The organism is Burkholderia sp. 4M9327F10 (assembly GCF_005503145.1).
Lineage (GTDB): Bacteria > Pseudomonadota > Gammaproteobacteria > Burkholderiales > Burkholderiaceae > Paraburkholderia.
In genome coordinates, this window is sequence record NZ_SCNV01000002.1 from 343,326 (window position 1) to 367,378 (window position 24,053).

A 24,053-nucleotide genomic window follows, 5' to 3' on the forward strand; every position below is an offset into this window, starting at 1 on the left:
GGGCCGGATCAGTAGCGCACACCCACTTACCGGACCGGATGCCTGCGTTAGCACGGGCTCCGGTTCTTGAACTGCGATCAAGGAAAACGTCATGCCTATCGTCACAATCCAGGTCACCCGCGAAGGGACCAAGCCCGGAGTAAACTCGGTTACTGCGGAAGAAAAAGCTGAACTCATCAAGGGCGTCAGCCACGTGTTGCTCGACGTGCTGAACAAGCCGCTGGAAGCCACCTTTGTCGTCATCGAGGAGGTGGAAATGGAGAACTGGGGGTGGGGTGGCTTGCCCGTTGGCGAATATCGCAAGCAGCTTCGAGCGAAATAGCGATTAGCGATGTTCCGCGGGCGGTTGTGCCGCGACACGATCGTGTGGCTATAGATGGAGGCAATGACGATGGACAGCAAATCTCTCACGCGCGGAATCGATCATATCGGGCTGACGGTCCGCGACCTGAACCTCACGCGCGACTTCTTTGTCGACTGTCTGGGCTGGAGCCTGGTTGGAGGCCGCCCGAGTTACCCCGCGGCTTTTGTCTCCGACGGCCACGTGACGCTGACGCTGTGGCAGGTGACGAATCAGGACAGGCGCGTCGAGTTCGATCGCAAGACCAACGTCGGTTTGCACCACCTTGCGTTCCGGCTAGACAGCGAAGCGGCGCTCAACGAGATGTTCGCGCGGGTATCGGCATGGCCGGGCGTGACGGTTGAGTTCGCACCGGAAAATCTGGGCGAAGGCCCCAAGCGGCATACGATGGTGTACGAACCCGGCGGCATCAGACTTGAGTTCGATTTCGATCCGCGGGTTCAGGCGGGCTGATACCGTCAGGCACTTCCTGGCTTACCCTGTCGATGATCAGCAAGCAGACTGATCAAGCGCGGGAAACGCGCTTCGCCGGCTCTGCCATAGCCGCCACAGGCGTCCCGTCTTGCTGTTGCTGCTCCCTCGCCAGGCAGGCAATGGTGGCTATCAGCTTCTGACAAACCACCGACGGCGGGGTAAGGTTGGAATAGCTGGCCCAGATGCCAATGCTCAAATCTTGCGCGAGTGGCCGCACGACCACGCGCTCGCGAATTTCCGGCGGCAGGCTGGACAGGTTGACCAGTGTCGAGCCCAGACCGTTCTTCACATAGGACGCCGCGGCCACCGGCGAGTCGGCCTCGATCGCGTAACCAGCCTCGGACCGCGTGCCGAAAAAACGCCGCTGTACCCGGCCGAGCGGTGCGTGAGCGGGATAGCTGATCCATGGCTGCGCGAGAAGATCCTCTGCCTTGATCGCTGCCTTGCGCCTCAATGGCGAACTCCTCGGCATCACGCACACCACCCGGTCCTCGCCGATCTGCTGTGTGATCAGACGCGGATGGTCAATGGACGACAAGGAAATACCCAGGTCGACGTTGCCGCCGAGCAGCTGATTCGCGATCTCCGCAGCCTTGAACGTGCGGATCTGCACCTGTAGCTGCGATATCTGCGATTGCAAGCTGCTCAGGGCGCGGGGCAGCATGACCTGCTCGAAGCAGGAACTGGTGGCCACCTTCAGCGTGGCGACACCTCCGTGCGCCAGGTTCACAGCCAGACTGTTGATCTGACACATGCGGTTATAGACGTCCTCTATCTCCGCATAGAGGCGGCGTGCCTCGGGCGTGGGGACTAGCCGCTGCTTCGTACGCTCGAACAGCAGGTAGCCGAGGCGCGATTCGGCCAGCGCGAGCATGCGGCTGATCGCAGGTTGCGAGACGTGCAACATCCTGCCCGCGCTGCAGATCGAGCCCGACAACATGATGGCGCGAAAAATCTCGATCTGACGAAGGTTCAGCGGACGCTGGTCGACCGCAGCGTCTGCCGCGCGCGACAAATGGACGTGTTCCATACGGCGAGCTCCCGGAAACGGCATGCCTGAGCTTATCCCGACATTTTCCGTTGTGCATGGTTTGCGCCATCGTCAGTCCAGAAGATTCACTCATAACCTGAGCGGATGAGTCACCTTTTTTTTTGCATGAGGCCGCGGCACCGTCTCTCCAGTACGCTGGATTCCACGTGCGACGCAACGTTCGCCGTCTGGACATCGGGATACTCGCAAGGGAAATGTCATGGAACGCAGGGATTTCTTGAGGGGTGCGGCGTTAGGTGGCCTCGCCGTCGCCTCGGGCAGCCTGCCCACAATGGTGCAGGCGCAATCGCCCAAGGTGCTGAAGTTCGTGCCGCAGGCCGACCTGGCCAATTTCGACCCGATCTGGGGAACGCAGTATGTCGTGCGCAACGCGGCCATCCTCGTCTGGGACATGCTCTATGGCGTGGATGCCAGCCTCAGGCCGCAGCGCCAGATGGTCGAGTCCGAGCAGGTCTCCGCCGATGGCCTCACCTGGACCTTCAAACTGCGCGCCGGCCTGAAATTCCACGATGGCACACCGGTGACCAGCAAAGACGCGGTCGCCAGCCTGATGCGCTGGCAGAAGCGCAACCCGATGGGCCTGATGATCCTGAACGTTCAGAAAGAAATCACGCCAATCGATAACACCAGCTTCAAGTGGGTGCTGAGCAAGCCGTTTCCGAAGATGCTCGACGCACTCGGCAGCGTCGGCACGCCATGCGCGTTCATCATGCCCGAGCGCATCGCGAAGACCGATCCGTTCAAACAGATCACGGAGTACATCGGCTCGGGGCCGTTCAGGTTCGTGAAGAATGAATGGGTCCTCGGTTCGAAGGCCGTATTCGAGAAATTCACCGACTACGTGCCGCGCAACGAACCCGCTTCGTGGATGGCCGGCGGCAAGAAGGTCTCGATCGACCGTCTGGAATGGATCATCATGCCCGACCCGGCAACGGCGTCGGCAGCCTTGCAGAACGGCGAGATCGACTGGTGGGAAAACCCCGTCGCCGATCTTGTTCCGGTGCTGAAGTCCAACGCCGGCATCATGACCGACGTCGCCGACCCGCTCGGCAACATCGGCACTTTCCGGATGAATCACCTCTACCCGCCTTTCAACGACATCAAGGTGCGCAAGGCAGTCATGATGGCGATCAGCCAGCAGGACTACTGCGAAGCGATCGTCGGCGAAAACCCTGCGTTGTGGAAAAAGCTCGGTGGCTTTTTCACGCCGGGCACAGCCAACTACACCGAGGTGGGCGGCGAAATGCTCAAGCAGGCCTCCAACCTCGAGGCCGCGAAGAAGCTGCTGGCCGAAAGCAGCTATAAGGGCGAGAAAGTGGTCTGTCTCGTCGCGCAGAACCAGTCCGTCACCAAGGCGATGGGCGACGTCACCGTCGACATGCTCAAGAACCTGGGCATGAACGTGGATTTCGTCGCCACCGACTGGGGCACGGTCGGCACGCGGCGAGCCAGCAAGGCACCGCCCGCGCAAGGCGGCTGGAACATGTTCCACTCCTGGCACGTCGGCGCCGACTGCATCAATCCGGCCAGTTATGTCGGTCTGCGCGCCGACGGCGACAAGGCCTGGTTCGGCTGGCCGACCGACCCGGCGGTCGAGGAACAGGTCGCAGCCTGGTACAGCGCGACCACGCCACAAGCCGCCCAGCAGGCAATGGACAAGCTGAACAAGGCAGCCGTGGATTTCGTGGTCTTCGCGCCGACCGGCTTCTTCCTGCAATACACCGCCTGGCGCAGGAACATCAAGGGCATCGTCAAGGCGCCCATGCCCATCGTCTGGGGCGTGCAGAAAACCTGAGCCGCCGCAGACCATGCTTTCCTATCTCCTCAAGCGGCTACTCGCAACGCTGCCTGTCCTGGCGCTGGTGGGCCTGTTCGTGTTCGGCCTGCTGTTCATCGCGCCCGGCGATCCGGCCGCCATTGTGGCCGGCGATCAGGCGAGCCCCGCGGACATCGCCCGCATCCGCGCGTCGATGGGGCTGGACCGGCCCTTCCTCGTGCAGCTGGGTACGTGGTTCTGGCAGATCCTGCACGGCAACCTGGGCAAATCGATCTTCAACGGCCTACCGGTCTCACAACTCATCGGAGATCGTGTCGGGCCGACGCTGTCGCTGATGGCCGTGACACTCGTCATCGCCATCGTGGTGGCGGTGCCTTCAGGAGTGCTCGCCGCAGCCCGCGCCGGCACCTGGGTGGATCGCGGCATCATGGCCCTCGCGGTGCTGGGTTTTTCCACGCCGGTGTTCGTGTTGGGCTACGTGCTGTCGTTCTGGCTTGCGCTCAAGCTGCAGTGGTTGCCGGTGCAAGGGTACACGCCGCTCGATCAGGGCGTCTGGCCATGGCTGCGCAACCTGCTGATGCCTGCCGCGGCGCTAGGCTTCATCTACATTGCGCTGATCGCGCGGGTCACGCGCGCCACCATGCTCGACGTGCTGCAGCAGGACTACATCCGTACCGCGCGGGCCAAAGGACTCGGGCACGCCGCGGTGCTGTACGTCCATGCACTGAAGAACGCTTCGGTGCCGATCGCCACGGCCATCGGCATCGGCATTGCGCTCTTGATCGGCGGCGCGGTGGTCACTGAAAGCGTGTTTGCGATACCAGGACTCGGCCGCCTGACTGTCGATGCCATCCTGCAGCGCGACTATCCGGTCATCCAGGGCGTGGTCCTGGTGTCCAGCGTCGCCTATGTGCTCGTCAACCTGCTGGTGGACGTGCTCTACAGCGTTCTTGATCCGAGGATACGGTATTGAAGCCGCTCGCCGAATCCACCGCTCCAGTCGCGGATAGCACGCGTTACGCAATCGCGACGGAGATGCCAGACGTGTTCCCGCCGTTAAAAAGGCGCAGCGCGCTGTCGCGCTTTTTTGGCCAGCACCAGTCCATCGCGATCGGCGGCGGCATCCTGCTGATCCTCGTGCTGACGGCAATCTGCGCACCGCTGCTGTTCACCAGCGACCCCACCGCACTGCATATCTCGCATCGCCTGCGTGCGCCGTCCGCAGCGCACTGGTTCGGCACGGATATGGAAGGCCGTGACATCTATTCCCGCGTGATCTACGGCGCGCGGGTGTCCCTCACGGTGGGCTTCTCCGTCGCGCTGCTGTCGTCGGTCATCGGCCTGCTTGTCGGGCTGGTGGCAGGGTTCGTGCGCCTGCTCGACGGCCTCGTCATGCGCGTCATGGACGGCGTCATGTCGATCCCGTCGGTGCTGCTGGCCATTGCGCTGATGGCCATGTCGCGTGGCAGCATCGTCAATGTGATCATTGCAATCAGCGTGTCCGAGATTCCCCGCGTGGCGCGGCTGATGCGCAGCGTAGCGCTGTCGCTGCGCGAACAGCCCTACGTCGACGCCGCGATCGCAGCGGGCTCGCGCACACCGGCCATCATCTTCCGGCACATCATGCCGAACGCCCTCGCCCCGCTGATTGTGCAGGCCACCTATATCTGCGCCAGCGCGATGATCACCGAATCGATCCTGTCGTTCATCGGCGCCGGCACGCCGCCCAACATCCCGTCGTGGGGCAACATCATGGCCGACGGTCGCACCCTGTGGCAGGTGAAGTTTTACATCATCGCGTTTCCCGCGATCTTTCTGTCGCTGACCGTGCTCGCGGTCAACCTGCTCGGCGATGGCCTGCGCGATGCACTCGACCCCCGACTGAACAAAGGAAGCTGACGTGGCGCTACTGGAAGTCGAGAATCTGCAGGTGCATTTCCGTGGCCGTGACGGTGTCAAGCGCGCGGTGGACGGCCTGAGCTTTCACGTCGAGCAAGGCGAGACGCTCGCGATCGTCGGCGAGTCGGGCTGCGGCAAGTCGGTGACGTCGATGTCCCTGCTGCGGCTGATCCCGCCGCGTACCGGCAGGATTGCAGGCGCGATCCGGTTCCTCGGGCAGGATCTGCTGAACACCAGTCCGCGCGACTTGCAGCGTATCCGCGGCAACCAGATCTCGATGATCTTCCAGGAGCCGATGACCAGCCTGAATCCCCTGCTCACCATCGGCCGCCAGATCGCTGAAACGGTCCGGCTGCACCAGGGGCTGGACCGGCAGGCTTCGCATGCGCGGGCAATCGAAATGCTGACGCTCGTGGGCATTCCCGAACCGCAGCGGCGGGTACGCGAATATCCCCATCAGTTGTCGGGAGGCATGCGCCAGCGGGTCATGATCGCCATCGCGCTGGCTTGCGACCCCAGGCTGCTGATCGCCGACGAACCCACCACCGCGCTGGACGTGACCATCCAGGCGCAGATCCTCGGCCTGATGCGCTCGCTGAAGGAAAAGACAGGCGCCGCCATCATCCTGATTACGCATGACCTGGGCGTGGTGGCGGAAACGGCTCAGCGGGTGATGGTGATGTACGCCGGACGCAAGGTGGAGGAAGCCCCGGTGCGCGAGCTGTTCGCGCATCCATTGCATCCGTATACCCGAGGCCTGCTGGGTGCCGTGCCGAGGCTCGGGTCGTCGCTGCACGGGCAGACAGGCAAACTGGCGGAGATTCCCGGCCAGGTGCCGAGCCTCGGACAGCCCATTGCGGGCTGCGTGTTTGCCTCCCGCTGTCCGATTGCCACCGCCGTGTGCCGCACGCTCGTGCCCGCAATGGAAGAAAAGCGCCCCGGCCATGCGGCGGCCTGTCATCTGCAAGCCCGGGAGGTGGCGCAATGAACCGGCCGCTGCTGGAGGTGAACGACCTCGTCAAGCACTACCCCGCGAAGAAAAGCTGGTTTGGCGGACAGCGCAAGACGGTGCATGCGGTGGACGGCGTGTCGTTCCACATCGGACGTGGCGAGACGCTCTCGCTAGTGGGCGAGTCAGGCTGCGGCAAGTCCACCGTCGGCCGCTGCGTACTGCGGCTGACCGGCCTCACGCGTGGCCAGGTCGTGCTGGACGGGCAACGTATCGATGACATCTCCGAGGGCGCGCTGCGGCCCCATCGCCGGCGCCTGCAGGTCGTGTTCCAGGACCCTTTCTCCAGCCTCAACCCGCGCATGCGGGTACGCGAGATCCTCGCCGAGCCGATCCGCAATTTCGGCCTCGCCGCCGACAAAGCCGAACTCGCGCGGCAGCTCGAGCAATTGATGACGCGGGTCGGTTTGCCGGCAGAAGGACTTGAGCGCCTGCCTCACGAGTTTTCGGGCGGCCAACGACAGCGCATCGGCATTGCGCGGGCGCTGGCTGCCCAGCCCAGCCTGATCGTGTGTGACGAAGCCGTGTCCGCGCTGGACGTGTCGGTCAAGGCGCAGATCGTCAACCTGCTGCAGGCCCTGCAGCAAGAGCTGGGGTTGGCCCTGCTGTTCATCAGTCATGACCTCGCGATCGTCGAGCACATCACGCATCGGGTCATCGTCATGTACCTGGGCACCATCGTGGAAGTGGCCAGCAAGCGTCAGCTATTCGGCAACGCATTGCACCCGTACACGCGCGCGCTGCTCTCGGCCGTGCCGGACCCCGATCCCGCTCGTCAACCCAGCAGGATCGCGCTGCAAGGGGATCTGCCGAGCCCGATCGACCCGCCCTCGGGCTGCCGCTTCCATACCCGTTGCCCACAAGCGCGCGACCTGTGCCGGCAGGCTGTGCCCGAATTGAAGTTTCATGCCCCCGGACATCAGGCCGCGTGTCATTTCGTCGACACCGACGCCGCCCGGATTTCAGGAGATATCGTATGAGTTCAGGACGCAAAATGGGTTTGGCCGTCGCGCAGATGGGGCCTAACAACTCGACCGACACACGTGCCCAGGTCATGGGCCGGATACTCGAGATGCTGCGCGAGGCCAAGGGCCGTGGCGCCGACCTGGTGGTGTTCCCCGAACTGGCTTTCACCACGTTCTTTCCGCGCTACTGGATGGAGCAGGACAAGGCGATCAGCCAGTTTTTCGAGCCGGCCATGCCCAATGCCAACGTGCAGGCGCTTTTCGACGAAGCGAAGCGGCTCGGCATAGCGTTCCACATCGGCTACGCCGAGCTCGCCGAAGACGGGCACTGCTTCAACTCGGCCATCCTGGTGAACAAGGACGGCAAGCTGGTCGGCAAGTACCGCAAGATCCACCTGCCCGGCCATGCTGAGCACCGGCCGCAGCAGGGCTTTCAGCACCTGGAGAAGAAGTATTTCGAGGTAGGCGACCTGGGATTCAGGACCTGGGATTTTCTCAATACCCGGGTGGGCATGTGCATCTGCAACGACCGCCGCTGGCCGGAGACATACCGTGTAATGGGCTTGCAGGGCGCCGAGCTGGTCATGCTCGGCTACAACACGCCGTCGCCCAGCAACTATCACCACCAGGCGCCGCATCTGCACAACTTCCACCACCTGCTAAGCCTGCAGGCCGGCGCGTACCAGAACGCGATGTGGGTCGCCGCGGCGGCCAAGGCTGGCTATGAGGACGGCATCCACATGATCGGCGGCTCGGCGATTGTGGCGCCCACCGGCGAGATCGTCGCGAAAGCCGCCCGCGACACGGAAGACGAGGTCATCTTCGCCAACATCGACTTCGCGCTGTGCGACGAGCCGCGCAAGCATGTGTTCAATTTCGCAAAGCACCGTCGGGTCGAGCACTATGGCCTGATCGTCGAACGCACGGGCATGGGCGACCCCATCGCATAACCTGCAGACAGGCACGTCATGGAATACGACATTGTGATCAAGGGCGGCCGCGTGGTCGACGGCCTGGGTACCCCGGCCGTGAACGCCGACGTGGCCATCAAGGGCGATCGCATCGCCGCAGTCGGCGATGGCGCCCAGTGGCAAGGCAGGCGGATGATCGACGCCACCGGCAAAATGGTCTCGCCGGGCTTTATCGATTGCCACACGCACGACGATCGCGTCCTGCTGAGCGATCCGCTGATGCGCCCCAAGGTCAGCCAGGGCGTGACCACCGTGGTCACGGGCAATTGCGGCATCAGCCTCGCGCCGGTGGCGATGCCAGGCCACACCGTGCCCCCTCCCCTGAACCTGATCGCACGGACCGCCAAAGACGTATTCCGCACCATGCGCGATTATGTGAAAGCGCTGTCCGACAGCCCGGCGTCCGTCAACAGCGCGGCGCTGGTCGGGCATTCCAGCCTGCGCGTGTCGGTGATGGACCGGCTGGACCGGCCGGCCGGCAAGCCCGAAGTCGAGTCCATGCGGCGCGCACTTGATGCCGCACTGGAACACGGTGCGGTGGGCCTGTCAACCGGGCTGTTCTACCCGACAGCCGTGCATTCCACCACCGAAGAAGTGATCGGCATTGCCGCGCCCCTGAAACGGTGGGACGGCGTGTACACCACCCATTTGCGCGACGAGGGCACGCACGTTTGCGACGCGATGGAGGAGGCCTTCGCGATCGGCCGCGCGGCCGACGTACCCGCAATCCTTTCCCATCACAAGGTTTTGGGCCGCGCAAATCATGGCCGCAGCGTCGAGACGCTGGCTTTGTACGACAAGGCGCGCGCCAGCCAGCCGCTATGCATGGACGTCTATCCGTACGCCGCCTCGTCGACCGTGCTCGATGTCCAGCGCATGGGCGATTGCGAGCGCGTTCTGATCACCTGGTCGAAGACGCGGCCGGAGGCCGGCGGACAGGACCTGTTCGAACTGGCGAAGAAAGAAGGCAAGACGCCGCAGGCACTCGCCAACGAACTGCAACCGGCCGGCGCCATCTACTTCGCGATGGATGAAGAGGACGTGAAGCGCATTATCGCGCACGACCACGTGATGATCGGCTCCGACGGCCTGCCGCACGACACGAAACCGCACCCGCGGCTGTGGGGCGCTTTCTCGCGGGTGCTGGGCCGGTATTCGCGCGATATGAAGCTCTACGGCCTCGAAGAAGCCGTGCGCCGCATGACCAGCCTGACAGCGGCGCAATTCGGTCTGCAGGACCGTGGCGTGGTCAAGGCGGGATGCTTTGCCGATCTGGTTGTGTTCGACCCGGACACCATCCTTGACGCCGCCACCTTCACGGATCCGATCAAGCCCTCCATCGGTATTGACTGCGTGCTCGTCAACGGCGCGGTGGTCGAGCGCGACGGCGCGGCGACGGGCGAGCGGCCGGGACGCTTCCTCGGGCGCGAGTCGCGTTGCGCGCCGGGGCTCTCGCTACCCGCGTGGGCGTAAGACAGTAACAGGCAGGCATTCGCCGCAACACCCGATATTTTCTGTCCGCGGTCAAAGACCACGGACAGGATGTGCACGGGTTCAACTGGATCGACATCCACGACAGGCGGGTGGACCTGTCCGTTAAAACCGCTGCGTGATGCCGACAATCCCGGCTAGCTGCCGGTTGTTGCTGCTGTACGAAGACCCATAGAGATCCGCAACGGCGGCGTGCCCGGTCGAATCGATTCCCGACGCCATCTCATAGAAGCCCACCGCATAAATAGACGTGCGCTTCGACAGACTGTAGATTGCGCCGAGATTGAACTGATTGTATTTCGCGCCTTCGTAACCGTCCGCCCCGCTATTGCGCGTGTAAATGTAAGCGCCACCTAGCAACAGCGCGGGCGTCACCATGTATTTCAGGTTGATCTCGCCGGAGTTGAAGGTTGCGCCACCGCCGCTGTATTTAGGCGCACTGATCGCACCGCCTGCGCTCACCGAACCGAGATTCTGGAACTGGGTATTCGAGTATTCAAGCCCGATGGTTGCTGCTCCAATCGCATACGAGCCGCCGGCTACGATGATCTGTTGCGATCCGGCTGAAGCATAACCGCCGAAGATCTTGTTGTTCATGTTGTCGTTCGCGCCGCTCGACGAGGTCGACGAGTTGCCCTGGTCGCCGTAGGTCGCATAGTACGGATCTTTCGTGAACATATATCCGGCGCCAAACCGGAAAGGTCCATGCGAGTACGAAACCGCCGCATCTATCACTTCGTTCTTCGTCACGCTGCCGGCTTGCCCACCCAGGCTATAGAGACCGCCGAACTGCAGGCCGTTGAAGGCTGGGCTCTCGTACTTGATGGAGTTCTGGGTGCGGTTCGACGTATCGACGTTATCGACGTCGCTTGCGTGCGTGCCGTAGCTCAGACCCGACGCTGCCCAATCGGCGCCGGATGCGAAGCTGCTCGTAAAATCATTGCTCACCGAGTATTGACGCCCGGCCGTCAGCGTGCCCCATGCCGGACTGGTCAAACCGACGTACGCCTTGCGGCCGAACTCCAGACCGCCCTGACCGAGCGCACCTGTTGCCGTGGTAAATCCGCTCTCGAGGGTAAAAATCGCCTGCAGACCGCCGCCAAGGTCCTCGGCGCCCTTGAGGCCGAAGCGCGAGGAATTGCCTTGGCTCAAGGCGTATTCCTGCCCGCCTTTCACGTTATTGTTCACGAGCAAGCCGGCATCGACGATGCCGTAGAGGGTTACGCTGCTTTGCGCGTGCGCGGCACCTGCAAAGGCGCCGAATGCCAGAATTGCGGCCGTAGTCTTTGTGTGTTTCATCTGTCGAGCTCTTAGGTTGAATTTAAGGATGACCGTTTCCCCGAGCGGGTCATTTTTCTGGAGAAGCAGCAATATTTCCAAACGTTTCTTCGCACCTCCTTTAGTAACACTAAATAATCAATTTAGAAATGTGTGCAATATCCGTTGCCACCCGTTCGACTCTCCTGAACAGTCAGGTTCTCACTGTCATGCCCACATTCAAACCGGAGATTCCTGCCTCGTTCCCGGCATCGCGCCGGCCCGTCGACGACGCACCGGCCACACGCTGGCATCGACCAGATGCTTCGGTTGTACGTCCAATAGCACGTCCATGATCTGCTCCGCGCAGCAAAGCGCGGTGTCGCGCAGCGCCTGCCCGGTCGCACCGGCGCTATGCGGCGTCAGCACGACGTTGTCCAGCGACGTTAGCGGCGAAGCCGTATCCAGAGGCTCGACGTCGAACACGTCCAGTCCCGCACCGGAAAGATGACCGCTCGTTAGCGCGTCTACCAGCGCAGCTTCATCGATCAGGGGGCCGCGCGAGGTGTTGATAACGATCGCACCGCGTTTCATTTGCGCGAAAGCGGCGCGGTCGAGCGTGTGATGCGTGTCGGGACGCAGCGGACGATGCAGCGAAACGATGTCCGAGCAGCGGAGCAGCTCTGCCAGCGTGTCAACGCGATGCACACCCTGACAATCACCCTGCTGATTGCCGAGACTTGGCGACCAGGCCAGCACCTGCAGGCCGAACGCCTGTACCGCCATGGCGGCCACTGCGCGGCCAATCGCGCCGAATCCCACGATGCCGAGCGTCTTGCCGTACAGCGCCTGCATCGGCTGCTCAAACCTGAAACGCCAGTTGCCCTGCCGCACCGCCCGGTCCGCGGCCACGACATGCCGGCCCACCGCCATCATCAACATCAGCGTGTGCTCGGCAACCGACCTCGCATTGAGGTTCGGCGTATACACGACCGGGATGCCGAGACGCCCTGCGTGCGCGACGTCGACGCGATTCGTGCCCGCGCCGTGATTTGCGACAACCAGCAGTCGGGCAGCGTTGTCGAGCGCCTTCGCGCTCATACCCGCATCGCGCGTAATCACCGCATCGACATCGCGTATCTCGCAAGCCACGGTGTCCATATCTGAACCGCTGGCAAGCCGCACTTCGATGCCGGCTGCGGCGAGACGCTCGATCCCCACCGGATGAATCGGCTGGATAACCAGACAAACAGGCATTGTCTATCCGTCCTGTAAAAGAAGCGAAAGCAGTCGCGCACCGTGCGCAAAGTCGTCGAGTGACATCGACTCGTCCGGATTGTGGCTGCCATGAGCATTGCGCACGAAGATCATCGCGCTTGGCACCCCCTGCGCCGAAAACAGCGCGGCGTCGTGTCCCGCACCGCTCGGCATCTCGCGCGCGCGGATTCCGAGGCGCCGCGCCTCGGTCCTCAATCTTCGGCGGTACCCCTCACTCAATGAGGCCGGAGCGCTACGCGTCCGCGGGCCCGTTTCAATACGAACGCCATACCTGGCAAGGATTGCGTCAACCGCCTCACGAATCCGCTGGTCCATCGTCTCGAGCGTCGCATCGCTGCGCGAGCGCACGTCAATCGCAAACGACACGTGACCCGCAACCTTGCTGATATCGGCGCGCACCGCGTCGGTACTGAAGCGTCCGACCGTCACCGTCAGTTCATGTCCGTCCCGCTGCAAGTCGCGCCAGGCTTCATCGAGCGCGACGGCCATCGCAGAGGTCGCCAGCACGGCATCGTGACGGTGGTCTCGCGGCGTGGCCCCGGAGTGCGCGTATGTTCCATGCGCCTCGGCATGCCGATAACGCAAGCTTCCGCAAATGCCGGTGACGATTCCAATCGTCTCGCCGGCCTCGAGCAGCACCGGTCCCTGTTCGATATGCAGCTCGATGAATCGATCAATGCGCCGGGGATCGAGGTAAGCCACTCCCGCACGTATCGCATCGGGAGTGCCGCCGAGCACGGCGATGCAATCCGCCAGCCGCCCGCGCGAGTCGCTGCGAACAACGTCGAGCGCGTCCGCCGGCAACACCCCGAATGCCGCCTTGCTGCCGACGTACGACACGGGGAACCACGCACTCTCTTCACCGCGCAGCGCGACCACCGTGGTGTCGGCTGCAGGCGTATAGCCGGCCTTCACCCACGCGCTCAGCACGGCCATTCCGGCCACGACACCGGCCGCGCCGTCGAAATTGCCCCCGCACGGCACCGAATCCAGATGTGAACCCGCCATTCGCAAGGGGGCTGCGCGGTTTTCCCCTTTCAACGTCATATACAGGTTCAACGCAGCGTCGGTGCTGACTTCCAGCCCAAGTCCGCGCGCCGCGCACGCAACCAGGTCATGCGCGCGTTGCTCTCCCGCGCCATACGAATCACGCGTCACGCCGACGCCGTCGAAGCTGCTCTCACGCAATGCATCGAACAGGCCGGCGGCGAGACCGAGGTCCGGCTCCACTGTTATCACTGGCTCTCCCTTAATCTACGTCTTCGCACATGCCAGAACACGCTTTCCGGTCTCATGCGTGCGAAGGCGCCCTGATCGCAATCCCGTCGGTTTCGAGCCCAGCGCGCAACTTGCGCACGAACGACAGGGCGCCGGGCTGGTCGCCGTGAATGCATACGGTGTCCGCTACGACCGGCACGTCCTTGCCGTTGAGCGAGCGCACCACGCCCTCCCGCAACATTTTTCTCACCTGTGCGATGGCCTGCCCCGCATCCTCGATCATCGCCAATGGCTGGCTGCGCGGCGTGAGCGTTCCGTCATCCTGATAGGTCCGGTCCGCGTAGACTTCGAAAGCGATGCGCAAGCCGGCCTGTTGCGCCGCCTGGGCCATGTTCGCGTTGGAGACGTACATCAGCAGTGTCGGGTCGAAGTCGCGCACCGCGGACGTAATCGCGTCGGCAAGCTTCGCGTTCGCCGCAGTCATCTGATAGAGCGCACCGTGTGTCTTGACGTGATGCAGGCGCACCCCCGCGGCCCGGGTGAACCCGGCGAGCGCGGCAACCTGATAGAGCGTCAGCGTGTACACCTCCTGCGGCGTCAACGCCATTGACCTGCGGCCAAAGCCCTGCAGGTCCGGCAGCCCCGGGTGAGCGCCGATCGCAACGCCACGCGCCTTCGCCCAGCCGACCAGTTGCCGCATGGTTTGCGGGTCGCCCGCATGGAATCCGCACGCCACGTTCGCCGAACTGACATGGTCGAGCAAGGCTTCGTCGTCGCCCATTTTCCATGGGCCGAAACTCTCGCCCATGTCGCAATTGAGATCGATGGATATCACGTGGTCTGCCCCAACGGTGTCGCGTGTAAAAAAGGTTCGGGTACTTCCTGCAACTCTTCGAGCACCATTGCGCGCAACGCCGCCAGCCGGCGCTCGAAATCGAGCCAGGCATGCTCGGCTTCGTCGAGCGCGACCTCGCCAAAGCCGACGCTATCGCCCGGCAACGTCTGGGCCAGCGCCGGCAGGTCGGCGCTGATCACATAAGCGATCTTCGGGTAGCCGCCCGCACCCTGGCGGTCCGCCATCAGCACGATCGGCTGGCCGTCCGGCGGCACCTGGACCGTGCCGAAATTGACCGGCTCGGACACCAGTTCGAGCGGCCGGCGCAGTTCGAGCGCCGGCCCCTGCAACCGGTAGCCCATCCGGTCCGATCTGGAGTCGGCCCGGTAGACTTGCGCCGTGAAGCGTTCGTGCGCCTCGTCCGTAAAGGCATCCCATTGGGGTCCGCGAAGGAAGCGAAGTACGCCTCCCGGCGCAGCCGGCGAATGAGCACGCCATGCCGGCCCGTTGACGAACGGCATGCCGGAACGCAAGAGCAAGGCGCGCAGTCCGGCGTAGCCGACATCGGCTTCGTGCACCGGCAACCGGTCGCCCTTGCGCAACGCACGACCTTCGAATCCGCCGAATCCGCCACGCACGAACGTGCTGCGGCTGCCGAGGACGGGCTCTGTCGCAAACCCTCCACGCACGGCGAGGTACGCGCGCGCGCCGGCCGGACATTTGCCTGCAATCACTTTCGCATCGCGTTTGACGAGCACCGCGCGCTCGTGCGGGATCGCGATGCCGTCTACCGTGACCGTCATAGGCGCCCCCGCCATCGCAATCAGCGTGTCCCGGTCGAACGTGACGCTCGGCCCGGCCAGCGTGCATTCGAGCGTTGCGTAAGACTCGGGATTGCCGACCAGGATATTCGCGAGCCGATGCGACCATTCGTCCATCGCACCGTTGACCGGCACGCCCAGGCGCTGCGAACCATAGCGCCCGCGATCCTGCAACACCGAAAAGAGTCCCGGCCTGTCGACATGCATCATGCTCAGTGCTCATCCATTGAGGCGAAATCCTGACTCGACACCGCCACGAACTTCAGCCGGTCGCCAAGGCGCAATCGGGTAGGCGGTGTCCACGTCAGATCGAACATGCTCCAGGGCGTTCGCCCGATCACGTTCCAGCCGCCCGGAGACGCGACCTGATAGATCGACGACAGGCCATTCGCAATGGCGACAGAACCGGCCTCGACGCGCGCATGAGGCGTCGTACGCCGCGGAACCACGATCCGGGAATCCAGTGGTCCGGCGAACGGATTGCCCGGTGAGAAGAAGAACGTGTGGACGACCACCTCGGAAGCCGTGTGCAGACGAACGACCTCCTGCGTCGTGAGTGCACAGCGTCGCGCCACGTCATCCAGGTCCGGGCCGAATTCGCCGCCATAACAGACCGGCACCTCGACAGACCGCGAGCCTTGGCCGATCTGCGGAACGCCAGCCGCAAGAACAGCTCCGACCGTATCCGCGAGCTGACGATACGGCGAACCGGTACGTGTCACCCGCTCAGGCCGGTAGTGCAGCGCAACCGTGGTGAACGCCGGCACGACGTCGATCACGCCCTCGGGTGGATGATCGAGCAGCCACGCGGTCAGCGAGTGCACTTGTGCCGTCACGAGCGGGTCGATACGCTCGCCGAAGCGCACCATCAAGCAGCGGTCACCGACCGCTTCCATGGATGGAAAAACCTTCGCTTCATGTGGCGACTGGCAGCGTGCTTCGTCGAGCAATGTCATGCCAGCCTCCGTAGCGCGGCGACAATGCGCTCGCACGCCTCGCTCAGGCGCGCATCGGAGAGTGCGTAGGCGAGCCGCAGATAGGGCGCCATCCCGAAGGCCGAGCCCGGCACCACGGCCACGTCTGCCTCGTACAACAGGTATTGAGCCAGGTCGATATCCGTGGCGATGACCGCGCCTTGCGGCGTACGCCGACCGATCGCCCCGCCGCAGTGTGCGAACAGGTAGAACGCTGCCGGCGGAGCACCGGCCTTGAGCCAGGGCTTGGCGCTGCCAAGAATCTCCAGCGCAAGATCGCGGCGCACGCGCAACCGGCCCCGCCACTCGTCGAGGAATTCCCGTGGCCCCTGCAGCGCTTGCAGCGCCGCGGCCTGACTGATCGAATTGGGATTGCTGGTGCTCTGCGACTGCAGCATGGCAAGCGCGCTAATCAGCCAGTGCGGACCGCCTGCATAGCCGAGCCGCCAGCCCGTCATTGCATAGGACTTCGACACACCGTTGAGCGTGAGCGTACGGCCAGACATATCCGGCGCGGCTTGCGCAAACGAACAGAACGTGCCGTCGAACACGATCTCCTCATAGATATCGTCGGACAGCACCAATACGTCCGGATGGTCACGCAACACCTGGGCAAGCGCACGCAACTCGTCGCCGGAATAAAGGGCGCCTGACGGATTGCCCGGCGAGTTCAGCAGAAGCCAGCGGGTCTTCGACGTGAGCGCGCAAGACAGTTCGTCGGGCTGCAGCTTGAAGCCGTCTTGCGGCCGCGTGGCGATCATGACGGGCGTACCGCCGGCCATGCGGATCATCTCGGGATACGAGACCCAGTACGGTGCGGGCACGATCACCTCGTCACCCGGATCAAGGGTGGCAAGAAACGCGTTGAAGATAATCTGCTTCGCCCCGGTCGCCGCGATGATTTCGCGCGGCTCGTAAGCGAGTCCATTGTCGCGGCGAAACTTGGCCGCAATGGCGGCTTTCAGCGCCGGCGTGCCCCCGACATCGGTATAGCGCGTTTCGCCCTGCACGATCGCGCGGATCGCCGCGTGCTGGATGTGAGCCGGCGTGTCGAAATCAAGTTCGCCCTCGCTCAGACTGATGACCGGACGCCCCTGTGCCGCGAGCGCGCGGGCAGCCTGCGACATCGCCCCGGTAGCGGACGGCCGCATCGCGGCCAGCCGCCCGGAAAGACGGTTTGCTCGGTGTTCGGAAGTCATGTCGAAATAACCGGTGATCGCCCTGTTCAATGACGGCCTGCACAGCCCGCCCCAGCTCCGCCGGGCGACGTGCAATGCAGTAGCTTGTCGCCAGATCGTGGCGTCCAATTGTGGTATACCATCAATATACAAACCACTCGAAGTCCCTGTAAAGCAAACAAAAACTGTTCGCGAATTTTTGGCATGACGGCATGACAGCCGCCGCCGGGCCTGACCGGCGAGACTGGTACGCGGGCGTGAGTGCTGCAGCCGGCGGCCCCGAACGGCCCCGTTATCGCCGTGTACAATCGGAATACCACTCCAGACCACCGATACCCGGCGGCCTTGCAATCGACATCAACACCCAGCCGCGAGACCGGCCCATTTACTACCCATGATCCAGCACGCACCTCGCGAAGAAGAGATCATCGAGAATCCTGTCGGCAAGGGCCTTGGCGCCCAGGCATACGAGGCGCTCCTCGACCTGATCGTGTCCGGCGAACTGCAGCCGGGCGACCTGATCCAGGAGCGGCGCCTTGCGCTGCAGCTCGACATATCCCGCACGCCGATGCGCGAAGCGATGCACCGCCTCGAGGGCGAGCGCGTGCTCGAACGCACCGCCGACAACAAGCTGTCCGTGCGCCGTTTCACCGTGCAGGAGCTGATCGAGGCGCTCAACGTACGGCGCCTGCTCGAGCCGCACGCGGCTGCGCGTGCCACCCAGCGTATTCCGGCCGAGCGCCTCAAAGGCTTGCTTGACCGCGTCAATGCCCTGCTCGCGCAAGGCGATCCGACCAGCACCGAGCACCAGGAATTCGACGACGAACTGCACGGCCTCATCACCGAGTCCTGCGACAACCGGCTGCTGGCCGAAATGATCCAGGAACTGCGGCGCAAGACCCGGATGTTCTCGCTGAAGAGGCTCAGCGACCGGCTCGAGCCGATCTGCCGCGAACACCAGGCAATCATCGAAGCCATGCTCAGGGGCGACCCGGACGCCTCAGCCGAAGCGGCTACACGCCATATCGACAACATCAAGATGCGCATCATCGAAAAGCTCGCAAAGTCCTGAGGCATAGCACGCCCGCGGCGCCCAGCGCCGCTTACTGAGGCAGCGTGCGGATCGGATCTTTCGGCGACGGATCGTATCCGAGCAGACCTTTTGTCAACTTCGCATACGTGCCGTCAGCCACCATGTCCGCAAGCGCGCGATCCACTGCATCCGCCAGCGGACGCTCATCCTTGCGCATTGCGAAGCCTTTCTGAACGTGGCTCACGTAATCGGTCGTCATGACGACCGGCAAGCCGAGATGCTCGGCGACATAGGCGCCGCTGATCGAATCGGTAATCACCGCGTCGACGGTGCCGTTGACGAGATCCTGGATCGCGTCCGTCTCGAGCCGGTAGGACTTCAATTTCGCGCCGTGCTCGATAGCCAGTTTTGCGAATGTCGAAGACACCAGCGCGCCGACAGTCTTGTCCTTCAGATCCGCAGCCGAATGGATCGGCGAGCCCTTCAATGTCACGACACGGCCGCCCGACTCCAGCCACCCGTCTGAAAACAGGATGCTCTTCTGGCGTTCCGGCGTGATGTCCATCGACGCACTGATGATGTCGTATTTCTTTGCCTGCAGACCGATGAGAAGCGCGTCCCATTGCGTCAGCACCGGCGTATATTCGAGGTGCAGACGACGCGCGACTTCGCGCATCACGCGAATTTCGAGGCCATCCAGCTGGCCGTCCGGCGTGCGCATGCTGAACGGCGGAAACGTTCCCTGGGTCGCGACCGTCAGCTTGCCGGACTGAACGAGATCGAGCGGCTCGGCGCTGGCCAGATGAACCGCCAGTGCGAGAAAAGGAACGGCAAGAGACCTGACCAGACCGGCGAATTTCATATGTTGTCCTCAGTGAAAATAGCTGAACAGCGAACGTCATTCTTCAACCTGTTGCGCCGGCTCGCTGGCGGCGGCGCCCCGACTAGCCGTACACGGCCTGGCGTCGTTCGAGCCAGGCTGAGAACCGCGTCAGCAGGCTCGTCAGCACGAGGTAGATCAGCGACGCCGCAATGTAGAACTGGAATGGGCGGAACGTCGTCGAAATGATCGTTTCGGCATACAGCGTGACGTCCACCACCGTGATCGTCGACAACAGCGAAGTGTTCTTCAGGATCGCGATCGCTTCGTTCGTCATCGACGGCAGTGCCACGCGAAACACCTGCGGCAGGATGATCCGGCGCATGGTCTCGCTCTGGCGCATGCCAAGCGCCTGCGCCGACTCCATCTGGCCAAGCGGAACCGCAAGCAGGCCGGAGCGGATGATCTCCGCGACATAGGCGCCGCTGTTCAGGCCGAGCGCAACTACACCGGCAACGAACGGGTCCAGATGAACACCGAGTTGCGGCAGCCCGAAATAGACGATGAACACCTGGATCAGCGCGGGCGTGCCACGCGTGAACCACACATAAAACGCACATATCCCCCGCAAAGGCGCCAAGGCCGAGCGCCGGCCAAGAACGGCTGCAAGCCCGCATGCCCAACTGAGCACGATAGTCGCCAATGTGATCAGCAGCACGGTCCAGGCTGCCGCCGCGAAACCCCAGCCATACTGCTGGATGTCTTCAAGTACCTGACTCATCGCGCCCCCTCCGTCGAGGCACGCGCGACGTCCTCGTGCAGAATCCGTTTCAGAAATTGCTGCAGCCGCTCGCTGTCGGGATGACGCAGCACCTCGGATGGCGTACCGTCCTCCGCGATACGGCCTTGATCGAAAAAGAGCACGCGTGAAGACACATCGCGCGCAAACGCGATTTCGTGCGTCACGAGCAGCATTGTCATTCCATCCGCCGCGAGCGACGCCATCAGGGAAAGCACTTCGCCCACGAGTTCCGGATCGAGCGCCGACGTGACCTCGTCGAACAGCATCACCTTCGGCTTCATCGCCAGCGCACGCGCAATCGCCACGCGCTGCTGCTGCCCACCGGACATCCGTTGCGGATACTGGGCGCGCTTGTCGATCAGCCCGACCCGCTTCAGCAACATCTCGGCATGCTCGACGGCCTGCGCACGCGATTCCTTCAACACGCGCACAGGCGCCTCGATAATGTTCTCGAGCACGGTCTTGTGCGGCCAGAGGTTATAGCTCTGGAACACCATGCCGATTTCCGTGCGCAGTTCACGCAGTTGCTCCGCCGTCGGCGCGGCACGAGCGCCCTCGCGAAAATCGAACGAGAAGCGCCCGAACTGCATGAATCCCGATTCGGGCCGCTCCATCACGTTCAGGCACCGCAGGAATGTGCTTTTCCCCGACCCGCTCGCGCCGATGATCGACACGACTTCGCCAGCCCTCACGTCGACAGCGACATTCTTGAGCACGTGAAGATCGCCGTAGCTCTTGTTCAACTCCTTGATGCGCAACAGCGGCACGGCAGCGCCACCCTGCGGGACCTTTTCCAGCACATCGCACGCTACTTGTCCGTCGGACATCCACGCTCTCCATGAAACAAACCGCAGCGGGTTGGTATTTAGATGGAATACCACTATGAGCAATAAGGATGCCAATGGCGCGCCGAAGCATGACGGTTAGCACATCGTGGCCGCGCTCGCCCGATATATCGTGCATGTTTGTGCCGAGAATCGAAGGACTGCGGGTGGAACCATGACAGTGAGCGCAGCAGCCACGCGTATCCGTTGCGGCGCATGACCGCACTTATGTGGCGTACCAGGCCTCTTTGATGTGCATACTTTGTACAGCCACCATCCTGAAGTGCCGACCGGCAGAACAATTTCACTTCGGGCTGGCGGCCATCGGGAACAGCGGCTGATTTCCTCGCCACCGCCCCCGATCGTTATCTCTGTACTGCTAACGTTAACGAGTAGCGCAGATGCGCCGAAAAACAGACGCAAGGCTAAACAACTGCAGCCTTGCGCCCTCGCACCGGCGCATCGGCCGCGCCCGTCGTGTGATAGGCGTGATAAAGGTGCTCGCGCATCCGCGTGGCGGCAGTCGCCATGTCGTTGTCGAGAATCGCTTCGAGGATGCCGACATGCTCGCCGCACCACTCGCGGATCCGTTTGCGGTTCACATAACCCTGGAACTCAAGCAGCCGGCGCAGCCGGTTCTGCTGCTGCATAGACTGGTACATGAACACGTTGCCGCTGTACCCGGCGAGCATCTCGTGGAAATTCGCGTCGGTTTCGAATACCTGTTTCGGCGTCACGCTGTTACTGCCCAGTTGCGACACGAGAAAGATGTGCTCGCGGCGGCAGCGCTCAAGCACCGAGCGATCCGGCGAGAACGTCGGCAGCAGCAGCCCCGCCGGTTCTAGCGTGAGCCGGAAGTCGTAACTGCTCTTCAGCGTCAACGCGGAATCGAACGTAGGCTGGAAGCTCCAGCCGTGGCCCTTGTTACGGACGATCAGCCCATCCTCGGACAGACGCGACAGTGCGCGCGTCATTGTCACGCGATCGACGCCGTAGCGCTGCGCGATGTCGGTCTGCGTCAGCGACGCGGGAATCGCCCCCGCGAGACGATCCGTGACGAGCCGGTTGTACAGATCCTCGTCGGCCGACGGCGGCAGATCGAGTTCGATTCTGCGCAGCGTGTCCGACGGCTGCGCGAGGAAATAACCCTGGTTCCTGCGCGCCTCGACAATGCCGAACGATTCGAGCACACCCATCGCGGCACGCACAGGCGTACGCGACACGCCGAGCAGATCAGCCAGTTGCTGTTCGCGCAGGTGATAGCCGACCTCGAACTTCGCTTCCTCGATCAGATCGAGAATCTGCCTGGCCAACCCTTGCGCTCCCTTGCCCGCCCGCTTCGTCATTGTCTATTTCTCCTCCTCAGATGGCGCAAGCATAGCAAAAAATACAAATTTTCGATAAACCGCTGCTACCTGAGCATTGGCCATTCCATGGAATTCTGCTGAAAACACGCTGATTTCCCCTTGACCGTGTTTTTTGTCGTTTGTATAAATTGGCACACATAGGACAAAGTGTGATTCACTGGAGCCGCGCATGTCACTGCCTCTACTGCTCGAATACCTGACGTCGGGCGATTTCCTTCGCGGCGCCGCGTTGACCCTGCTGCTGACCGTCGTGTCGCTCGGCTTCGGGATGCTGATCGGGCTGCTACTTGCGCTGCTGCAGGGCACGAAGAGCCGCGTCGCGAAGGCGTTTACGTTCGGCTACCTGTGGCTGTTCCGCGGCACGCCGGTGCTGTTCCAGATCATCTTTATCTACAACGTGCTGCCGTCGTTTGGCATTCGCTTCAGCGCGTTCGTTTGCGCGGTACTTGCGCTGTCGTTGAACGAGGCGGCCTTCATGTCGGAGATATTCCGCTCGGGGCTGCACGCCGTGAAGCAGGGTCAGCGCACGGCGGGCTTCGCGCTCGGCATGACCGGTGCGAAGGTGTTCCGCCACATTGTGCTGCCCCAGGCGCTGCGCGTCGTGCTGCCCCCAATCGGCAACCAGATGATCGGCATGCTGAAGCTGAGCGCACTCGTTTCGGTCATCGCCGTGCAGGAATTGCTGCTTGTCGCGAACCAGGCTGCGAGCGCGAACTTCCGCTATCTGGAAGCGCTGACGGCGGCCGGCATCTATTACCTCGCGCTGACCACGTTCTTCATGCTGCTGCAGGGCTGGATGGAACGCACACTCGACCGCCGGCGCAAGAGCGCGCCGCGCCGCATGTCGTTCGCTGAACGCCTGCTCGGCACCTCGCAACCGATGCCCCGCTGACCACCGCCATGCCGAATCCCCCTCTGCTGAAGATCCACCGCATCGACAAACGCTATGGCGACACGCCGGTGCTAAAGAGCTGCTCGATCGAAGTCGAACAGAAGGAGACGATCGTGATCGTCGGTCCGTCCGGCTCGGGCAAGTCGACGCTGCTTCGCTGCGTGAACCTGCTCGAGACGATCGACGCCGGCAACATCCTGTTCGAGGGCCGCGATATCACCCGCGAGCGCAAACATGAACATCTCGTCCGGCAACAGATCGGCATGGTGTTCCAGAACTTCGAGCTGTTCTCGCACCTGTCGGCGGTCGAAAACGTCATGCTTGCGCCGGTTACGGTCACCGGGATGTCGCGGCACGATGCGCACGACATCGCGCTCGGCCTGCTCGGCAAAGTGCGGCTGCGCGATCGCGCTGACGCGTTCCCCGACCAGTTGTCGGGCGGCCAACAGCAGCGCGTCGCGATAGCCCGCGCGCTTGCGATGAAGCCGAAGGTGATGCTGTACGACGAGCCTACGTCTGCGCTCGACCCGGAGATGGTCAGCGAAGTGCTGGACGTGATGGCCGAGCTGAGCGCCGAAGGCATGACGAGCCTCGTCGTCACGCACGAAATGGGCTTCGCGAGGCGCGCGGCCGACAAGATCGTCTTTATGGAAGCCGGCGAGGTCGTCCTGACCGATACCAGCGAACGTTTCTTTGGCGGCACGACGCATGAACGCGCGAGCCGCTTTCTCAACCAGATCCTACATTGACCCGGAA

The 24,053-nt window shown here is 63.0% G+C and carries 25 protein-coding genes; 12 read left to right on the top strand and 13 right to left on the bottom strand.

What is annotated here, in order from left to right; genetic code table 11:
• The first annotated feature begins 91 nt into the window (after positions 1 to 91).
• Complete coding sequence (locus tag FFS45_RS03960; RefSeq protein ID WP_137953391.1) at positions 92 to 322, top strand: 4-oxalocrotonate tautomerase family protein; 231 nt, start codon at positions 92 to 94, stop codon at positions 320 to 322.
• 69 nt (positions 323 to 391) lie between these two features.
• Positions 392 to 814: a VOC family protein gene (locus tag FFS45_RS03965; RefSeq protein ID WP_137953392.1), complete on the top strand. Its 423-nt coding sequence runs from the start codon at positions 392 to 394 to the stop codon at positions 812 to 814.
• A 52-nt stretch (positions 815 to 866) separates the two neighbouring features.
• Here the strand turns inward: FFS45_RS03965 and FFS45_RS03970 are convergent, their stop codons facing one another.
• The gene (locus FFS45_RS03970) at positions 867 to 1,865 is read right to left on the bottom strand and encodes a LysR family transcriptional regulator (protein WP_171029561.1); all 999 of its coding nucleotides are present in this window, start codon (positions 1,863 to 1,865) and stop codon (positions 867 to 869) included.
• A 220-nt stretch (positions 1,866 to 2,085) separates the two neighbouring features.
• Between FFS45_RS03970 and FFS45_RS03975 the strand changes: the two genes are divergently transcribed.
• The 7 genes from FFS45_RS03975 (at position 2,086) to FFS45_RS04005 (ending at position 9,980) form a co-directional block, all read left to right on the top strand.
• Entirely contained in the window at positions 2,086 to 3,681 is a 1,596-nt protein-coding gene (locus FFS45_RS03975; RefSeq protein WP_137953394.1) for an ABC transporter substrate-binding protein, read from the top strand.
• Between the two features lie 13 nt (positions 3,682 to 3,694).
• Entirely contained in the window at positions 3,695 to 4,636 is a 942-nt protein-coding gene (locus FFS45_RS03980; protein ID WP_137953395.1) for an ABC transporter permease, read from the top strand.
• A gap of 62 nt (positions 4,637 to 4,698) precedes the next feature.
• Positions 4,699 to 5,562 carry an ABC transporter permease gene (locus tag FFS45_RS03985; protein ID WP_137953463.1) on the top strand — a complete coding sequence of 288 codons (864 nt, stop codon included), beginning with the start codon at positions 4,699 to 4,701 and terminating at the stop codon, positions 5,560 to 5,562.
• A gap of 1 nt (position 5,563) precedes the next feature.
• Complete coding sequence (locus tag FFS45_RS03990) at positions 5,564 to 6,550, top strand: ABC transporter ATP-binding protein (protein WP_137953396.1); 987 nt, start codon at positions 5,564 to 5,566, stop codon at positions 6,548 to 6,550.
• Positions 6,547 to 7,551: an oligopeptide/dipeptide ABC transporter ATP-binding protein gene (locus tag FFS45_RS03995; RefSeq protein WP_137953397.1), complete on the top strand. Its 1,005-nt coding sequence runs from the start codon at positions 6,547 to 6,549 to the stop codon at positions 7,549 to 7,551. The genes FFS45_RS03990 and FFS45_RS03995 overlap by 4 nt, the downstream gene beginning before the upstream one ends.
• Entirely contained in the window at positions 7,548 to 8,486 is a 939-nt protein-coding gene (locus tag FFS45_RS04000) for an N-carbamoyl-D-amino-acid hydrolase (RefSeq protein WP_137953398.1), read from the top strand. Before FFS45_RS03995 ends, FFS45_RS04000 begins: the two co-directional genes overlap by 4 nt.
• An 18-nt stretch (positions 8,487 to 8,504) precedes the next feature.
• Positions 8,505 to 9,980 carry a D-aminoacylase gene (locus FFS45_RS04005; protein ID WP_137953399.1) on the top strand — a complete coding sequence of 492 codons (1,476 nt, stop codon included), beginning with the start codon at positions 8,505 to 8,507 and terminating at the stop codon, positions 9,978 to 9,980.
• A 123-nt stretch (positions 9,981 to 10,103) separates the two neighbouring features.
• On the opposite strand, the gene FFS45_RS04010 is transcribed toward FFS45_RS04005, so the two are convergent.
• The 7 genes from FFS45_RS04010 to FFS45_RS04040 form a co-directional block, all read right to left on the bottom strand.
• A complete protein-coding gene (locus FFS45_RS04010) occupies positions 10,104 to 11,297 on the bottom strand; it encodes a porin (RefSeq protein ID WP_137953400.1) in 1,194 nt (397 codons plus the stop codon).
• Positions 11,298 to 11,495: 198 nt separating this feature from the next.
• The gene (locus FFS45_RS04015; protein WP_137953401.1) at positions 11,496 to 12,512 is read right to left on the bottom strand and encodes a hydroxyacid dehydrogenase; all 1,017 of its coding nucleotides are present in this window, start codon (positions 12,510 to 12,512) and stop codon (positions 11,496 to 11,498) included.
• Positions 12,513 to 12,515: 3 nt separating this feature from the next.
• Complete coding sequence (locus FFS45_RS04020; protein WP_137953402.1) at positions 12,516 to 13,772, bottom strand: Zn-dependent hydrolase; 1,257 nt, start codon at positions 13,770 to 13,772, stop codon at positions 12,516 to 12,518.
• A gap of 52 nt (positions 13,773 to 13,824) precedes the next feature.
• Positions 13,825 to 14,586, bottom strand: a complete 762-nt coding sequence (locus FFS45_RS04025) for a 5-oxoprolinase subunit PxpA (protein ID WP_137953403.1) — start codon at positions 14,584 to 14,586, stop codon at positions 13,825 to 13,827.
• Complete coding sequence (locus tag FFS45_RS04030) at positions 14,583 to 15,617, bottom strand: biotin-dependent carboxyltransferase family protein (protein ID WP_249362594.1); 1,035 nt, start codon at positions 15,615 to 15,617, stop codon at positions 14,583 to 14,585. Before FFS45_RS04030 ends, FFS45_RS04025 begins: the two co-directional genes overlap by 4 nt.
• A 2-nt stretch (positions 15,618 to 15,619) precedes the next feature.
• Positions 15,620 to 16,363: a 5-oxoprolinase subunit PxpB gene (gene pxpB, locus FFS45_RS04035; protein ID WP_249362596.1), complete on the bottom strand. Its 744-nt coding sequence runs from the start codon at positions 16,361 to 16,363 to the stop codon at positions 15,620 to 15,622.
• Positions 16,360 to 17,580, bottom strand: a complete 1,221-nt coding sequence (locus FFS45_RS04040) for a pyridoxal phosphate-dependent aminotransferase (protein ID WP_137953405.1) — start codon at positions 17,578 to 17,580, stop codon at positions 16,360 to 16,362. Before FFS45_RS04040 ends, pxpB begins: the two co-directional genes overlap by 4 nt.
• A 373-nt stretch (positions 17,581 to 17,953) precedes the next feature.
• On the opposite strand from FFS45_RS04040, the gene FFS45_RS04045 reads away from it, so the two are divergent.
• Positions 17,954 to 18,631, top strand: coding sequence for a GntR family transcriptional regulator (locus tag FFS45_RS04045; protein ID WP_137953406.1), 678 nt, complete (start codon positions 17,954 to 17,956; stop codon positions 18,629 to 18,631).
• A gap of 31 nt (positions 18,632 to 18,662) precedes the next feature.
• Here FFS45_RS04045 and FFS45_RS04050 read toward each other — a convergent pair whose 3' ends face one another.
• From FFS45_RS04050 to FFS45_RS04070, 5 genes are all read right to left on the bottom strand, one after another.
• The gene (locus FFS45_RS04050; protein ID WP_137953407.1) at positions 18,663 to 19,454 is read right to left on the bottom strand and encodes a transporter substrate-binding domain-containing protein; all 792 of its coding nucleotides are present in this window, start codon (positions 19,452 to 19,454) and stop codon (positions 18,663 to 18,665) included.
• Positions 19,455 to 19,536: 82 nt separating this feature from the next.
• Positions 19,537 to 20,193 (bottom strand): amino acid ABC transporter permease, encoded by a 657-nt coding sequence (locus tag FFS45_RS04055; RefSeq protein WP_137953408.1) that lies wholly within the window; start codon positions 20,191 to 20,193, stop codon positions 19,537 to 19,539.
• Positions 20,190 to 21,041 carry an amino acid ABC transporter ATP-binding protein gene (locus FFS45_RS04060; RefSeq protein ID WP_137953409.1) on the bottom strand — a complete coding sequence of 284 codons (852 nt, stop codon included), beginning with the start codon at positions 21,039 to 21,041 and terminating at the stop codon, positions 20,190 to 20,192. The genes FFS45_RS04055 and FFS45_RS04060 overlap by 4 nt, the downstream gene beginning before the upstream one ends.
• A 422-nt stretch (positions 21,042 to 21,463) precedes the next feature.
• On the bottom strand, positions 21,464 to 22,384 hold the full coding sequence (locus FFS45_RS04065; RefSeq protein WP_137953410.1) for a GntR family transcriptional regulator: 921 nt from the start codon (positions 22,382 to 22,384) through the stop codon (positions 21,464 to 21,466).
• Positions 22,385 to 22,387: 3 nt separating this feature from the next.
• Positions 22,388 to 22,576, bottom strand: a complete 189-nt coding sequence (locus tag FFS45_RS04070) for a hypothetical protein (protein WP_137953411.1) — start codon at positions 22,574 to 22,576, stop codon at positions 22,388 to 22,390.
• Here FFS45_RS04070 and FFS45_RS04075 point away from each other — a divergent pair.
• Positions 22,575 to 23,297: an amino acid ABC transporter permease gene (locus tag FFS45_RS04075; protein ID WP_137953412.1), complete on the top strand. Its 723-nt coding sequence runs from the start codon at positions 22,575 to 22,577 to the stop codon at positions 23,295 to 23,297. The two genes, FFS45_RS04070 and FFS45_RS04075, sit on opposite strands and share 2 nt — an antisense overlap.
• Before the next feature lie 8 nt (positions 23,298 to 23,305).
• Positions 23,306 to 24,046: an amino acid ABC transporter ATP-binding protein gene (locus tag FFS45_RS04080; protein ID WP_137953413.1), complete on the top strand. Its 741-nt coding sequence runs from the start codon at positions 23,306 to 23,308 to the stop codon at positions 24,044 to 24,046.
• Positions 24,047 to 24,053 lie beyond the last annotated feature (7 nt).